At 50.0% G+C, this 14522-nt stretch carries 21 protein-coding genes; all 21 read left to right on the top strand.

Features of this window, described 5'->3' with window-relative positions; translation table 11 throughout:
• The 21 genes from ACQY6F_RS04995 (at position 1) to rplE (ending at position 14469) form a co-directional block, all read left to right on the top strand.
• Positions 1–201 carry a YheV family putative zinc ribbon protein gene (locus ACQY6F_RS04995; protein ID WP_428772661.1) on the top strand — a complete coding sequence of 67 codons (201 nt, stop codon included), beginning with the start codon at positions 1–3 and terminating at the stop codon, positions 199–201.
• A gap of 89 nt (positions 202–290) precedes the next feature.
• Positions 291–878, top strand: coding sequence for a peptidylprolyl isomerase (gene slyD / locus ACQY6F_RS04990; protein ID WP_428772659.1), 588 nt, complete (start codon positions 291–293; stop codon positions 876–878).
• Between the two features lie 136 nt (positions 879–1014).
• Positions 1015–1956: an isoaspartyl peptidase/L-asparaginase family protein gene (locus tag ACQY6F_RS04985; protein ID WP_428772658.1), complete on the top strand. Its 942-nt coding sequence runs from the start codon at positions 1015–1017 to the stop codon at positions 1954–1956.
• Between the two features lie 137 nt (positions 1957–2093).
• Positions 2094–3410 (top strand): adenylosuccinate synthase, encoded by a 1317-nt coding sequence (locus ACQY6F_RS04980; RefSeq protein WP_428772656.1) that lies wholly within the window; start codon positions 2094–2096, stop codon positions 3408–3410.
• Positions 3411–3621: 211 nt separating this feature from the next.
• Entirely contained in the window at positions 3622–4257 is a 636-nt protein-coding gene (gene motX, locus ACQY6F_RS04975; protein WP_428772655.1) for a flagellar protein MotX, read from the top strand.
• 151 nt (positions 4258–4408) lie between these two features.
• A complete protein-coding gene (rnr, locus tag ACQY6F_RS04970; RefSeq protein WP_428772654.1) occupies positions 4409–6856 on the top strand; it encodes a ribonuclease R in 2448 nt (815 codons plus the stop codon).
• A 2-nt stretch (positions 6857–6858) separates the two neighbouring features.
• The gene (rlmB, locus tag ACQY6F_RS04965) at positions 6859–7602 is read left to right on the top strand and encodes a 23S rRNA (guanosine(2251)-2'-O)-methyltransferase RlmB (protein ID WP_428772652.1); all 744 of its coding nucleotides are present in this window, start codon (positions 6859–6861) and stop codon (positions 7600–7602) included.
• A gap of 498 nt (positions 7603–8100) precedes the next feature.
• Positions 8101–8412 carry a 30S ribosomal protein S10 gene (rpsJ, locus tag ACQY6F_RS04960; RefSeq protein WP_001181007.1) on the top strand — a complete coding sequence of 104 codons (312 nt, stop codon included), beginning with the start codon at positions 8101–8103 and terminating at the stop codon, positions 8410–8412.
• Between the two features lie 14 nt (positions 8413–8426).
• The gene (gene rplC / locus ACQY6F_RS04955) at positions 8427–9056 is read left to right on the top strand and encodes a 50S ribosomal protein L3 (protein ID WP_428772651.1); all 630 of its coding nucleotides are present in this window, start codon (positions 8427–8429) and stop codon (positions 9054–9056) included.
• Between the two features lie 16 nt (positions 9057–9072).
• Positions 9073–9675: a 50S ribosomal protein L4 gene (gene rplD / locus ACQY6F_RS04950; RefSeq protein WP_428772649.1), complete on the top strand. Its 603-nt coding sequence runs from the start codon at positions 9073–9075 to the stop codon at positions 9673–9675.
• The gene (gene rplW, locus ACQY6F_RS04945) at positions 9672–9974 is read left to right on the top strand and encodes a 50S ribosomal protein L23 (protein WP_038175168.1); all 303 of its coding nucleotides are present in this window, start codon (positions 9672–9674) and stop codon (positions 9972–9974) included. The genes rplD and rplW overlap by 4 nt, the downstream gene beginning before the upstream one ends.
• A 16-nt stretch (positions 9975–9990) precedes the next feature.
• Positions 9991–10815, top strand: a complete 825-nt coding sequence (gene rplB / locus ACQY6F_RS04940) for a 50S ribosomal protein L2 (RefSeq protein ID WP_428772648.1) — start codon at positions 9991–9993, stop codon at positions 10813–10815.
• Between the two features lie 21 nt (positions 10816–10836).
• The gene (rpsS, locus tag ACQY6F_RS04935; protein ID WP_428772646.1) at positions 10837–11115 is read left to right on the top strand and encodes a 30S ribosomal protein S19; all 279 of its coding nucleotides are present in this window, start codon (positions 10837–10839) and stop codon (positions 11113–11115) included.
• Between the two features lie 10 nt (positions 11116–11125).
• Positions 11126–11458, top strand: coding sequence for a 50S ribosomal protein L22 (rplV, locus tag ACQY6F_RS04930; RefSeq protein ID WP_428772644.1), 333 nt, complete (start codon positions 11126–11128; stop codon positions 11456–11458).
• 19 nt (positions 11459–11477) lie between these two features.
• The gene (gene rpsC / locus ACQY6F_RS04925; RefSeq protein ID WP_428772643.1) at positions 11478–12176 is read left to right on the top strand and encodes a 30S ribosomal protein S3; all 699 of its coding nucleotides are present in this window, start codon (positions 11478–11480) and stop codon (positions 12174–12176) included.
• 11 nt (positions 12177–12187) lie between these two features.
• Complete coding sequence (gene rplP / locus ACQY6F_RS04920) at positions 12188–12598, top strand: 50S ribosomal protein L16 (protein ID WP_093278411.1); 411 nt, start codon at positions 12188–12190, stop codon at positions 12596–12598.
• Positions 12598–12789 carry a 50S ribosomal protein L29 gene (gene rpmC / locus ACQY6F_RS04915; protein WP_004410456.1) on the top strand — a complete coding sequence of 64 codons (192 nt, stop codon included), beginning with the start codon at positions 12598–12600 and terminating at the stop codon, positions 12787–12789. The genes rplP and rpmC overlap by 1 nt, the downstream gene beginning before the upstream one ends.
• Entirely contained in the window at positions 12789–13043 is a 255-nt protein-coding gene (gene rpsQ, locus ACQY6F_RS04910) for a 30S ribosomal protein S17 (protein ID WP_428772642.1), read from the top strand. Before rpmC ends, rpsQ begins: the two co-directional genes overlap by 1 nt.
• A gap of 161 nt (positions 13044–13204) precedes the next feature.
• The gene (rplN, locus tag ACQY6F_RS04905) at positions 13205–13576 is read left to right on the top strand and encodes a 50S ribosomal protein L14 (protein WP_428772640.1); all 372 of its coding nucleotides are present in this window, start codon (positions 13205–13207) and stop codon (positions 13574–13576) included.
• A gap of 12 nt (positions 13577–13588) precedes the next feature.
• The gene (rplX, locus tag ACQY6F_RS04900) at positions 13589–13906 is read left to right on the top strand and encodes a 50S ribosomal protein L24 (protein ID WP_428772638.1); all 318 of its coding nucleotides are present in this window, start codon (positions 13589–13591) and stop codon (positions 13904–13906) included.
• Between the two features lie 23 nt (positions 13907–13929).
• Entirely contained in the window at positions 13930–14469 is a 540-nt protein-coding gene (gene rplE, locus ACQY6F_RS04895) for a 50S ribosomal protein L5 (RefSeq protein WP_334554615.1), read from the top strand.
• The last annotated feature ends 53 nt before the right edge of the window (positions 14470–14522 follow it).

Below are 14522 nucleotides of genomic sequence, written 5' to 3'. Positions count from 1 at the left end.
GTGAAAGCCAAGAAACGCTTTATTGCTGGTGCCCGCTGTCCCGCCTGTCAGGCTGAGGACACGCTGCGCTGGTGGATGGAAAACAATATTGAACTGGTCGAATGCGTGGAATGCGACTATCAGGAGCAACGTAAACCGAAGTCGGTCGACAGCAGTGAGCACGCCGAACAACAAATGATCGGCATTTTTAAGCCAGACTGATTGAGTTTCGCGCTATGATCCCCATAATACGGGGGTAATCAAATTTCCCTGCGGCTCACCTTTGAGCCCCGAACGCCCTGGAGCATGAAATGAAAATTGAAAAAAATGTAGTCGTTAGCCTGGCCTACCAAGTCAAACTGGAAGACGGCGTTGTTGTCGACCAGTCGACTGCCGAGGCACCACTGGACTACCTACATGGTCACGGCAACCTGATCGTTGGCCTGGAGAAAGAGCTGGAAGGGAAGCTGGCAGGCGATAAATTTTCTGCAACCGTAACACCGGAAGATGCGTACGGCGAACACAATGACGCACTGGTACAACGTGTTCCTGCGGATGTTTTCCAGGGCGTTGATACCATAGAAGTGGGTATGCGTTTTCTGGCGGATACCGATCAGGGCCCAATCCCGGTTGAAGTGACCGAAGTCGATGGCGATGAAGTGGTTGTCGATGGCAACCACATGCTGGCAGGCCAGACTCTGACATTTGATGTGGAAGTTGTCGCGGTTCGCGCTGCCTCTGACGAAGAGCTGCAACACGGTCACGTTCACCAGGCTGGCGGTTGCGGTCACGACCACGAGCACGAGCATGGTGAAGGCTGTTGCGGCGGTCACGGTCACGATCATGACCACGAGAAAAAAGACGGTTGTTGCGGTGGCGGCAGCTGCGGCTCGCACTAATTCGTGTCAGCCAATCAAGGCTCACTGCGGTGAGTAACTGAAACAAGCGCAACTCGTAGCCCATACGGATTGCGCTTTTTTATACCTAAACAGTGGACTGCGGAGCAGCCATTGGAGCAGCCATTAAGGATATTCCATGACCCAACCCTTCGCCATTGCGGTACACGGCGGTGCCGGCACTATCCTGCGTGAGCAAATGAATGAAACATTGCGGGCAGAAATTGTCAGCGCGCTGGAGCTGGCGGTTCGCAGTGGCCATCAGTTGCTCGCGCAGGGGGCTGATGCCATCGATGCTGTAGTGGCGGCGGTGTCTGTGTTGGAGGACTGTCCGCATTTTAATGCCGGACATGGCTCGGTGCTGACCCACGATGAATTTGTCGAAATGGATGCGTCGGTGATGCATGGCCGGGAATTGCAGGCGGGAGCCGTCGCCGGCGTCCGGCACATTAAAAACCCGGTGCAACTGGCCCGGGATGTAATGCGAGGTAGCCCGCACGTCCTGTTGATCGGAGAGGGCGCTGAAGCATTTGCGTTTGAACACGGCTATGCCTACACCGAGCAGGACTATTTTTTTACTGAGCGCCGCTATCAGCAGTTGCAATCGATGAAAGCCAAAGGTCTGTTTGCCCTGTCGGAGTCCAAGTATCCGGATGACAAAAAGTTCGGCACGGTTGGCGCGGTGGCGCTTGATCTACAGGGCAATCTGGCGGCAGCAACCAGCACGGGTGGGATCACCAACAAAAAGTATGGCCGGGTGGGCGATTCGGCGCTGATTGGTGCCGGGACGGTAGCGGAAAATGGCAATGTGGCGGTATCCACCACGGGTATGGGCGAATACTTTATCCGCTATCGGGTCGCCGAGGATGTCGCGGCCAGGATGCGTTACCTGAAACAAGATGTGGCCACAGCCTGTGAAAGCGTGATTCAGGGACCACTGAAACAGAGCGGTGGAGAAGGTGGTCTGATCGCCGTCGATGCCGCCGGTCAGTTGCATTTTGCCATGAACAGTAGCGGCATGTATCGGGCCGGTATCGACCTTGACGGCAAGTTGAGCGTATCTATCTATGCTGACGACTGATGTTGCACGAATCATCTGGTTTCTCACTGAATTTCAAGTACATTTTTCTGAGACTGTGCTGAGTGTTTAAAAAATGACTGCATGAAAATTGATTCGGTGCTAGAATCCATTTTTAACCAGTAATCAGACTTGGAAAGATGGGAAATAACGTAGTCGTTCTAGGCACCCAGTGGGGTGATGAAGGTAAAGGTAAAATCGTAGACCTGCTAACTGAAGATGCAAAATATGTGGTTCGCTATCAAGGCGGTCACAACGCAGGTCACACTCTAGTCATTGACGGTGAAAAAACCGTTCTTCACTTAATTCCATCCGGTATTCTGCGCCAAAACGTGAAATGCGTTATCGGCAACGGTGTGGTTTTGTCTCCAGAAGCGTTGCTAAATGAAATGAAACCGCTCGAAGAGCGTGGTATTCCAGTACGTGAACGTCTGTTCATTTCAGAAGCATGTCCTCTGATCCTTCCTTACCATATCGCTCTGGACCAGGCACGTGAACTTGCACGTGGTAAAAAAGCCATCGGCACAACGGGTCGTGGTATCGGTCCTGCTTATGAAGATAAAGTTGCCCGTCGTGGTCTGCGTGTGGGTGATCTGTTTGATAAAAACAGCTTTGCCGACAAACTGAAAGAAGTAATGGAATTCCATAACTTCCAGCTGGTCAATTTCTATAAAGCAGAACCTGTCAGTTACGAAGCGGTTCTGGAACAGGCAATGGGTTATGCTGATCTGCTGACTTCTATGGTTATCGATGTCACTGACGAGCTTGATTCAGCGCGTAAACGTGGTGATAAGATCATGTTCGAAGGTGCGCAAGGTACACTGTTGGACATCGACCACGGTACTTACCCATACGTAACCTCTTCGAACACTACAGCGGGTGGTGTTGCTGCCGGTTCTGGTTTTGGTCCACGTCATATCGGTTACATTCTTGGTATCGCCAAAGCGTACTGTACTCGCGTTGGCTCTGGCCCATTCCCAACTGAACTGTACGATGGTCAAGATAAGCAAGACCCTGTAGGTAAACATCTGGGTACTGTCGGCCACGAGTTTGGTGCCACAACAGGTCGCCTGCGTCGTACTGGCTGGTTTGATGCCGTCGCTATGCGCCGTGCGATTCAAATCAACTCAATCTCTGGCTTCTGTCTGACCAAACTGGACGTGCTGGATGGCCTGGAAGAGCTGAAAATCTGTACTGGTTACAAGATGGAAGATGGCTCGATGCTGGAAGTTTCGCCTATGGCGGCTGACGCTTATGAGAAAGTGACGCCAATCTACGAAACGATGCCAGGCTGGACGGAAAACACCTTCGGTGCGAAATCACTGGAAGATCTGCCACAGGCAGCGCTGAACTACATCAAACGCATTGAAGAGCTGACCGGCGTACCGGTTGATATCATTTCAACTGGCCCGGACCGTAATGAAACCATCATTAAGGTGCACCCTTTTAGCGTCTAAATTCTGCTGGAAGATCGCTTTTGACAGAAACCGGTGCTTTTGCACCGGTTTTTTTATCCCTTCGCAACTGCTATGTTTGTACTGCGGCAATACCTTGCCATCTGGCGGCAATTTTTGCCTAAAGAGTTGCCCATTGATGCCGATACATGGATTAAGCCCGACCTGCAGCGAATCAGGTTGAGGCGGCTATCGGAGTAAAAAGAGTGCAAATATGAAGCTACGCATGGTAGCAGCTTCGCTACTAATGGCGCTGAGTGCCACCGTCAGTGTCGCGAAAGTGACGGACGTCGGTGAACCGGTTCCCATCTATTCGGAAGCTGAGCTGATAAATCTAATCGAAAAAAACCAGCACCTGAAGCGGGTTAAAGCGGACAATTGCCAGTTGGTCGAGGATATTATTGCCCGGGCCACCAGGATCAATTTGCCTGCCTACGAATTTCTCTATGGTGACATGCTGGCCTGGGGCGTGTGTGTTCAGCAGGATGTTGAGCTGGGGTTATATTATATGGAGAATGCCGCCCACCAGGGGCTACCCGCTGCACTGGAACAGATCGGCCGCTACTACTCCCGCGGTACGCTGGTCCAGCAGGATAAAGAGCGTGCAATCCCGTATTTGCGCGAGGCAGCGTCGATGGGCAATCTCAATGCCCGCATCCACCTGGCCGAATTGCTGCTGCGCGATTACGGCAGTCCGCTCGATTACGAAGACGCCTATCGCTGGTTGTACAATTCAGTCACCGCCGATAAGCGTACTCATAAACGGATTGCGATTTTACGTCAGGGGCTGGAGCAACGCATGCCAGAGAATATTATTGCCCGAGCGAAAATGCGCGACACATTCTGGTAACCCGCATTTGACACCATACTCTGAGTTCGCCTAATCGACTACGCTCCTCTGACAGGAGCGTATTTTTTTCGACTTTTTATAGGCTTGGCTGTAGCTTCACCAATGAGTCAAGTATACTAATCCTATTACTCCTCCTCATGTAGGCGAGCCTATGTCTGACCAAGTCCCAACCGATCCCTTTGCAGAGCGGGAATCAAACAATTACGAAAACCCTATCCCGAGCCGTGAATTTATCCTCGACTATCTGCAGCAAGCTGGCGTGCCGATGAACCGCAACGATCTGTTTGCTGCGCTGCAGCTGGAAGGGGAAGAGCAGTACGAAGGCCTGCGCCGACGGCTGCGGGCCATGGAGCGAGACGGCCAACTGGTGTTTACCCGCCGTCAGTGTTATGCACTGCCGGAAAAACTGGAAATGGTCAAAGGCCATGTCATCGGTCATAAAGACGGCCATGGCTGGGTCCGTCCGGACGGCAGCCACAACAAGGACGATGACATCCTGCTGCCGCATCACCAGATGCGTAACCTGATCCATGGTGACTACGTCCTGGTTCAGCCGACTGATAACAGTAAACGGGGCCGCCGGGAAGGCCGCTTGGTACGGGTACTGGAAGAGCGTACCGGACAGATAGTCGGGCGGTTTTTCCTCGAATACGGCTACTCCTATGTGGTACCAGACGATTCTCGCATCAGTCAGGACATTCTGATCCCCAATGAGCTGAAAGGCGGAGCGCGAATGGGCAATGTGGTGGTGATAGAGATCACTGACCGCGGTAGTCGTTCCCGTGGCATGATGGGCAAAGTGGTTGAGGTACTGGGCGAAAACATGGCGCCGGGTATGGAAACGCAAATTGCCATCCGTACTCACCAGATCCCCCATGAATGGCCGGAAGAAGTCACCCAGCAAGTGGCCAATTTATCAGAACAGGTGCCGGAAGAAGCCAAACAGGGGCGGGTTGACTTGCGCCAGTTGCCGTTGGTGACTATCGATGGTGAAGACGCGCGCGATTTTGACGATGCGGTCTACTGTGAGGCCAAGAAATCCGGTGGCTGGCGACTGTGGGTGGCGATTGCCGATGTCAGTTATTACGTCCGACCGGACAGTGCACTGGATAAAGAAGCCATTGAACGCGGTAACTCGGTCTATTTCCCTTCGCAAGTGGTGCCCATGTTGCCTGAGGTGCTGTCTAATGGCTTGTGCTCGCTGAACCCGCAGGTGGACAGACTCTGTATGGTATGTGAGATGACCATCTCCGATTCCGGCAAGCTAACCGGCTACCGCCATTATGAAGCGGTGATGAACTCGCACGCTCGCCTGACTTACACCAAAGTGGCCGCCATTTTAGACGGCGATGACGAGCTACGCAGTCGCTACCAGCCTTTGGTGCCACATCTTGAGCAGCTGCATAACATGTACAAAGTGCTCAAGCATGCCCGCGATCAGCGCGGTGCAATCGAGTTTGAAAGTGTTGAGACTAAGTTTATATTTAACGCCGAGCGCAAAATTGACCGTATCGAACCGGTGATCCGTAACGACGCGCACAAGATCATTGAAGAGTGCATGATCATGGCCAATATCGCCTCAGCCTCGCTGGTGGAAAAAGCCAAAGAACCGGCCCTGTACCGGATCCATGAAACACCCGGAGAAGAACGTCTGATGGGCTTTCGTGATTTTCTGTCAGAGCTGGGGCTGGAGCTTGGTGGCGGACTGGAACCGTCGCCGACTGATTACGCCCATCTGATGCATCAAATCGGCGAACGGCCGGATCAGGAGTTGATCCAGACTATGTTGCTGCGCTCGATGAAACAGGCCATCTACCATGCTGACAACTGCGGTCACTTTGGCTTAGCGCTGAAACGCTATGCCCATTTCACCTCGCCGATCCGTCGCTATCCGGATTTGCTGCTGCACCGGGCGATAAAATACCTGATCGCCAAACACGAAGGGCGCAATCAGGATCGCTGGACGCCCACCGGCGGTTTCCACTACTCGTTTGACGATATGGATGTTTACGGTGAGCAGTGCTCGATGACCGAGCGCCGGGCTGATGATGCCACCAGGGAAGTAGCAGACTGGCTGAAGTGCGAATATATGCAGGACCATGTCGGTGAAGAATTAGAAGGCGTGATTGCCAACGTCACCGGCTTTGGCTTTTTTGTACGCCTGACCGAACTGCATATTGATGGTCTGGTACACATCTCCACTCTGGATAACGACTACTACCAGTTCGACCCGATTGGTCAGCGATTGATCGGTGAAAGCTTTGGCCAGATCTATCGTCTGGGCGATGCGGTAAAAGTAAAAGTATTGTCGGTTAACCTCAATGATCGCCAAATTGACTTTGAATTGGTAGAAACAAGTCGTAAGCTACGTGGCAAAGGCAAAACCGCGAAAAAACGCGCGGCGGAAGCGCAGAAAAAAGCCAAGTCAAAAAAACGTGCTGCCACTAAGGCTCATCAGCCGGGACGTAAGGCGACGCCGTTAGTTGAGCCGACTAAGCGACCGGATGAAGCCGAGTCAGCAGGCGGTAAAGATAAAGACGGCAAGCGGAACAAAAAGCCGCGAGCGAAAACGAAGCAAGCGCGCAGTAAGAAGAAATAATCATGAGTAACGAATTTATCTACGGTATCCACGCGGTGAAAGCTGTACTGGAGCGAGAGCCAGAGCGCTTTATCGAGGCGTTTGTATTAAAAGGTCGCCAGGATGACCGCTTAATGCCTATCCTGAACGACTTACAAAAGTGTGGTGTCTCCATTCAACAGATGACCCGCAAAACCCTCGACGATAAGGCTCGCGGAGCTAATCATCAGGGTATTATGGCGCGCGTCAAGCCAGCCAAGCAGCTCAATGAGCACGACCTTGAGCAGATTCTGGCTGATCAGCACGCGCCGTTGCTGTTGGTGTTAGATGGTGTGACCGATCCGCACAATCTGGGTGCCTGTCTGCGTAATGCGGACGCGGCGGGTGTAGCTGCTGTTATCGTACCGAAAGATAAATCAGCGCCAATGACAGCAACCGTCAGTAAAGTGGCGTGCGGCGCCGCGGAAACCGTGCCACTGGTCCGGGTCACCAATCTGGCCCGTACCATGCGGGCCTTGCAGGAGCAGGGGGTTTGGTTTGTCGGTACCGCCGGTGAAGCAAGCCACGATATCTACCAGGCTAAACTGACTGGCCCGTTAGCGATTGTGATGGGCGCAGAAGGTGACGGTATGCGTCGCCTAACCCGCGAAACCTGTGACGATCTGATCAAAATTCCGATGGCAGGCAGTGTCTCCAGTTTGAATGTGTCGGTGGCATCCGGCATCTGTCTGTTCGAAGCCGTACGCCAACGCCTCGCACAGTCATAGCCCGGCATACGGATAAGTTACTTGCCGAACGTGTAACAGCAGACAAGTGACAACGCGATAGCTAACAACGCACCGGTTAACAGCTGGTGCGTTGTTAGCTTTAATCCTCTGCAGTTTTGAATTCGGACCTGGTCCACCGCGTTGCTCACCGGTGCTGGCTGAGTAATTGCGTTTATTTTTCCATCGGTGCTTGCATGTGAAACTGTGATCGGTATAATACCCGGCACTGACTTGGTCAGTTGTGAACCAATGAGCAGTGAGGAGCAAGTGTATCTTATTGATTAACTTGGTAATGTATACTCAGCTTATGTTCGCAGTTAATTAAAATTTAGCTTTCTACTATCAATTCGATAGTGCTGGTTAATCACCTATTAGCTGACAATGCGTCCTAATCTTGGATGCTACGGTTTCACATAAATCAATCGGCATTCTCTCGTCTTGACGAGTCAGAGTGGCGATATTGTTTGTGTAATTTTTTAATAATTGGAGCTCTGTCTCATGCAGAACCAACGTATTCGTATCCGCCTGAAAGCTTTCGATTACAAACTGATCGACGCTTCTACTGCGGAAATCGTTGAAACAGCTAAGCGTACCGGCGCACAGGTTCGTGGTCCAATCCCACTGCCTACTCGTAAAGAGCGTTTCACTGTTCTTATCTCTCCACACGTTAACAAAGATGCTCGTGATCAGTACGAAATCCGTACTCACAAACGTCTAATCGACATCGTTGAGCCAACAGACAAAACTGTTGATGCTCTGATGCGTCTAGACCTGGCAGCGGGCGTTGACGTTCAAATTAGCCTAGGTTAAGGGAGATTAGAATAATGATTGGTCTAGTCGGACGTAAAGTGGGTATGACCCGCGTATTTACCGAAGAAGGCGTTTCTATCCCAGTAACAGTTGTTGAGGTTGAAGCGAACCGCGTAACTCAAGTTAAATCTCTTGATAGCGATGGCTACGCAGCAATCCAGGTAACTGCTGGTGCTAAGAAAGCTAACCGTGTTACTAAACCAGAAGCTGGTCACTTTGCGAAAGCAGGTGTTGAAGCTGGTCGCGGTCTTTGGGAATTCCGTTTAGAAAACGGCGAAGAGTTTGAAGTTGGCGCTGAGCTGACTGTTGAACTGTTCAACGACACTAAGAAAGTAGACGTTACTGGTACATCTAAGGGTAAAGGTTTCCAAGGTGCTGTTAAGCGCTGGAACTTCCGTACTCAAGATATGACTCACGGTAACTCATTGTCTCACCGTGCTCCTGGTTCTATCGGTCAATGTCAGACTCCAGGTCGCGTGTTTAAAGGCAAGAAGATGGCAGGTCACATGGGTGCTGAGCGTGTAACGACTCAAAACCTGGAGATCGTACGTGTTGACGCTGAGCGCAACCTGCTTCTTATCAAAGGTGCAGTCCCTGGCGCAACTGGCGGTAACGTGATCGTCAAACCAGCTGTTAAAGCATAACGTCTAGGAGTAAGTAATGGAATTGATGGTTAAAGGTGCTGATGCACTAACTGTTTCCGAAACTACTTTCGGACGTGAGTTCAACGAAGCTCTTGTACACCAAGTAGTTGTTGCGTACGCAGCAGGTGCTCGTCAAGGCACTCGTGCTCAAAAAACACGTTCAGAAGTTTCTGGCGGTGGCGCTAAGCCATGGCGCCAAAAAGGTACTGGCCGTGCTCGCGCTGGTACTATTCGTAGCCCAATCTGGCGTACAGGTGGTGTTACTTTTGCTGCGAAACCACAAGATCACAGCCAAAAAGTAAACAAGAAAATGTACCGTGGTGCTATGAAGAGCATTCTGTCTGAGCTGGTTCGTCAAGAGCGTTTGATCGTTGTTGATAACTTCTCAGTAGAAGCACCAAAAACTAAAGAGCTGGTAGCTAAGCTTAAAGAACTTGAGCTTAATGATGTTCTCATCGTTACTGGCGAAGTAGACGAGAACCTGTTCTTAGCTGCTCGTAACCTGTACAAAGTTGACGCTCGTGACGTTGCTGCTGTTGATCCAGTAAGCCTGATCGCGTTTGACAAAGTACTGATGACTGCTGAAGCAGTTAAGCAAGTTGAGGAGATGCTGGCATGATCACTGAAGAGCGTATCCTGAAAGTTCTACGTGCACCGCACATCTCTGAAAAAGCAACTATGGCTGCTGAGAAAGCTAACACTATCGTTTTCAAAGTCGCGCAAGATGCAACTAAGAAAGAGATCAAAGCTGCTGTAGAAAAGCTTTTTGAAGTTGAAGTTAAGTCTGTAAATACTCTTATCACTAAGGGTAAGACCAAACGTCAAGGTCTACGCCAAGGTCGCCGCAGCGACGTTAAGAAAGCGTACGTTACTTTGAAAGAAGGTCAAGATCTTGACTTTGTTGGCGGCGCGGAATAACAGGAGTAGTTGAGAAATGGCTATTGTTAAATGTAAGCCGACTTCCCCTGGTCGTCGTCACGTTGTTAAAATCGTTAACGCTGACCTGCACAAGGGCAAGCCATACGCACCTCTTCTAGAGAAAAACTCTAAGAACGGTGGTCGTAATGCTAACGGTCGTATCACAGTACGTCACATCGGCGGTGGTCACAAACACCACTACCGTGTAATCGACTTTAAACGTACTAAAGATGGCATCCCAGCGAAAGTTGAGCGCCTGGAATACGATCCAAACCGTAGCGCTAACATCGCTCTGGTTCTGTACGCAGACGGTGAACGTCGTTACATCATCGCACCTAAAGGCATTCAAGCAGGTGACGTTATCCAATCTGGTGTTGATGCACCGATCAAAGCGGGTAACACTCTGCCAATGCGTAACATCCCAGTGGGTTCAACTGTACATAACGTTGAACTGAAACCGGGTAAAGGTGCTCAGCTAGCTCGTTCGGCTGGTGCTTACGCTCAAATCGTTGCTCGCGACGGTGCGTACGTAACTATCCGTCTACGTTCTGGCGAAATGCGTAAAGTATTGTCTGAAGGCCGTGCAACTATCGGTGAAGTAGGCAACTCTGAGCACATGCTACGTGAACTGGGTAAAGCTGGTGCTAACCGCTGGCGCGGTGTTCGTCCAACCGTTCGCGGTGTGGTAATGAACCCGGTTGACCACCCACACGGTGGTGGTGAAGGCCGTACATCTGGTGGTCGTCACCCAGTATCTCCTTGGGGTATGCCAACTAAAGGCTTCAAGACCCGTAAGAACAAACGCACTGACAAGTACATCGTACGTCGTCGTAATAAGTAATCTATATAAAGAGGAATCGCCATGCCACGTTCTCTCAAGAAAGGTCCATTTATTGACCTACACTTGCTGAAGAAGGTAGAGAAAGCGGTGGAAAGCGGAGACAAAAAGCCTATTAAGACTTGGTCCCGTCGTTCAATGATCATTCCACAAATGATCGGTTTGACCATCGCTGTCCATAATGGTCGTCAGCACGTACCAGTTTTTGTAACTGACGAAATGATCGGTCACAAACTGGGCGAATTCGCACCAACTCGTACTTACCGCGGTCACGCTGCGGATAAGAAAGCTAAGAAGCGCTAAGGAGTAAATAATGGAAGCTATTGCTAAGCATAACTTTGCTCGCATTTCGCCTCAGAAAGCTCGCTTAGTTGCAGATCAAATTCGTGGTAAATCAGTTGACCAAGCACTGGAAATTCTGACCTTCAGCAACAAAAAAGCTGCTGCACTGGTTAAGAAAGTTCTTGAATCAGCTATCGCGAACGCGGAGCACAACGAAGGTGCAGATATCGACGATCTTAGTGTCGCTAAAATCTTCGTAGATGAAGGCCCAACCATGAAGCGTATTATGCCTCGTGCAAAAGGCCGTGCGGATCGTATCTTGAAGCGTTCAAGCCACATCACTGTTGTTGTAGCAGATCGCTAAGAGACTAGGAGAGTAAGCAATGGGTCAAAAAGTACATCCAAATGGTATTCGTCTTGGCATCGTTAAGCCTTGGAATGCTACATGGTTTGCTAACACCAAAGATTTCGCTGACAACCTAGACGGCGACTTCAAGGTACGTCAGTTCCTGACTAAGGAACTTTCAAAAGCGTCACTATCACGCATCGTTATCGAACGTCCTGCTAAGAGCATTCGTGTGACAATTCACACTGCTCGCCCAGGTGTGGTAATCGGTAAGAAAGGTGAAGACGTTGAGAAGCTACGCGCAGCTGTAGCTAAAATCGCAGGTGTACCAGCGCAAATCAACATCGCTGAAGTACGTAAGCCTGAGCTAGATGCTCAACTTGTTGGTGACAGCATCGCGTCTCAACTAGAGCGTCGTGTTATGTTCCGTCGTGCGATGAAGCGCGCGGTACAAAACGCTATGCGTCTAGGTGCCAAAGGTATCAAAGTGGAAGTAAGCGGTCGTCTAGGCGGCGCTGAAATCGCACGTTCAGAGTGGTACCGTGAAGGTCGTGTGCCTCTACACACTCTACGTGCTGACATTGATTACGCAACTTCTTCGGCTCACACCCAATACGGTGTAATCGGCATTAAAGTTTGGATCTTCAAAGGTGAGATTCTGGGCGGCATGCCAGCAGCTAACGCTGTAGAGCCTAAAGGCGACAAGCCTAAGAAGCAGCGCAAAGGCCGTAAGTAAGGAGTCGACAGATGCTACAACCTAAACGTACTAAGTTCCGTAAGGTTCACACTGGTCGCAACCGTGGTCTAGCTAAAGGCACTGACGTAAGCTTCGGTACTTACGGCTTGAAAGCTGTTGGCCGTGGTCGTCTGACTGCTCGTCAAATCGAAGCAGCACGTCGTGCGATGACACGTCACGTTAAGCGTCAAGGTAAAATCTGGATCCGTGTATTCCCAGACAAACCTATCACAGAAAAACCACTAGAAGTTCGTCAAGGTAAGGGTAAAGGTAACGTTGAGTACTGGGTAGCCCAAATCCAACCTGGTAAGGTTATGTACGAAATGGACGGTGTACCTGAAGAATTGGCGCGTGAAGCGTTCCGCCTGGCGGCTCGCAAACTGCCATTCAAAACTACATTTGTAACTAAGCAGGTGATGTGATGAAAGCACAAGATCTACGCGAGAAAAGCGTTGAAGAGCTTAACGCTGAGCTATTGAATTTGCTACGTGAACAGTTCAACCTGCGCATGCAGGCGGCAACTGGTCAGCTGCAGCAAACTCATACTCTGAAAGCTGTACGCCGTGATATCGCACGTGTGAAAACTGTTTTGACTGAGAAGGCAGGCGCATAATGAGCGACAAAATTCGTACTCAACAAGGTCGAGTCGTTAGCGACAAGATGGACAAGTCTATCACTGTAGCTATCGAGCGTTTCGTGAAGCACCCTATCTACGGTAAATTCGTTAAGCGCACGACCAAAGTTCACGCGCACGATGAAAACAACGAGTGTGGCCTAGGCGATACAGTTGAAATTCGTGAGTGTCGTCCAATGTCTAAGACTAAGTCTTGGACACTGGTCAAAGTAGTAGAAAAAGCGAAGATTTAATTTCGTTGATTCTCTAAAAACGGCTCCAAAAATTAATTTTGGGGCCGTTTATTTTTTGACTACCCAATAATAAAAAAGGGTGGTACAATTCGCGTCCCTTTTAAAGAGGCAGCCCGACCCGTGAGGGTCTAGTTTTTTTATATATTTAGCGGAGCACTAACATGATCCAAATGCAAAGTATGCTGGACGCAGCTGATAACTCAGGCGCTCGCAGCGTAATGTGTATTAAGGTTCTGGGTGGCTCTCACCGCCGTTATGCACATATCGGTGACATCATCAAAGTTACTGTTAAGGAAGCAATTCCACGCGGTAAAGTTAAGAAAGGTGATGTACTGAAGGCGGTGGTAGTTCGCACCCGTAAAGGCGTACGTCGTCCAGACGGTTCTGTCATTCGCTTCGACCGTAATGCTTGTGTGTTGTTGAACGACAATACTGAGCAACCTATCGGTACACGTATCTTTGGTCCAGTGACTCGTGAACTTCGTAATGCGAAATTCATGAAGATTGTATCACTGGCTCCAGAAGTTCTGTAAGGAGCACTAAAGATGGCAGCTAAAATCCGTCATAATGACGAAGTAATCGTTCTTGCTGGCAAAGACAAAGGCAAGAAAGGTAAAGTAACTAAGGTTCTGACAACTGGTAAAGTTATCGTTGAAGGTATCAACCTTGTGAAAAAACATCAAAAGCCGGTTCCGGCTCTTGGCGTACAAGGTGGCATCGTTGAACAAGAAGCAGCTATTGATGCTTCTAACGTTGCAATCTTTAACCCAGCTACTGGTAAAGCAGACCGTATCGGTTTCCGTTTTGAAGACGGCAAAAAAGTTCGTTTCTTCAAGTCTAACGGCGAAACCGTTTCTAACTAATAGAAGTAATTTGGAGTTCTACTATGGCGAAACTGCATGATTACTACAAGTCGTCTGTAGTCGCTGAACTGACCAAACAGTTCGGTTACTCAAGCGTCATGCAAGTCCCTAGGATTGAGAAAATCACCCTAAACATGGGCGTTGGTGAAGCAATCAACGATAAGAAACTGCTGGAAAACGCAGCCTCTGATATGGCGACCATTTCTGGTCAAAAGCCACTTATCACTAAAGCGCGCAAATCTGTTGCAGGTTTCAAAATTCGTGAAGGCTACCCAATTGGTTGTAAAGTAACCTTGCGTGGCGAACGCATGTGGGATTTCTTGGAGCGTCTGATTTCAATCGCTCTTCCACGTGTACGTGACTTCCGTGGTGTTAGCGCTAAGTCTTTTGACGGTCGCGGTAACTACAGCATGGGCGTTCGCGAGCAAATCATCTTCCCGGAAATCGACTTTGATAAAGTTGATCGAGTACGCGGTCTAGACATCACTATTACGACGTCTGCTGGTACTGATGAGGAAGGCCGTGCTCTGCTGGCTGCCTTTAACTTCCCATTCCGCAAGTAAGGTGACGGGTTACTGTTATGGCTAAAAATTCAATGAAAGCGCGCGAAGCTAAG

The organism is Vibrio sp., from assembly GCF_050299255.1.
Taxonomy (GTDB): domain Bacteria; phylum Pseudomonadota; class Gammaproteobacteria; order Enterobacterales; family Vibrionaceae; genus Vibrio.
Note: the sequence above shows the minus strand (reverse complement) of the source record. Positions and strands in the feature narration are given on the sequence as shown.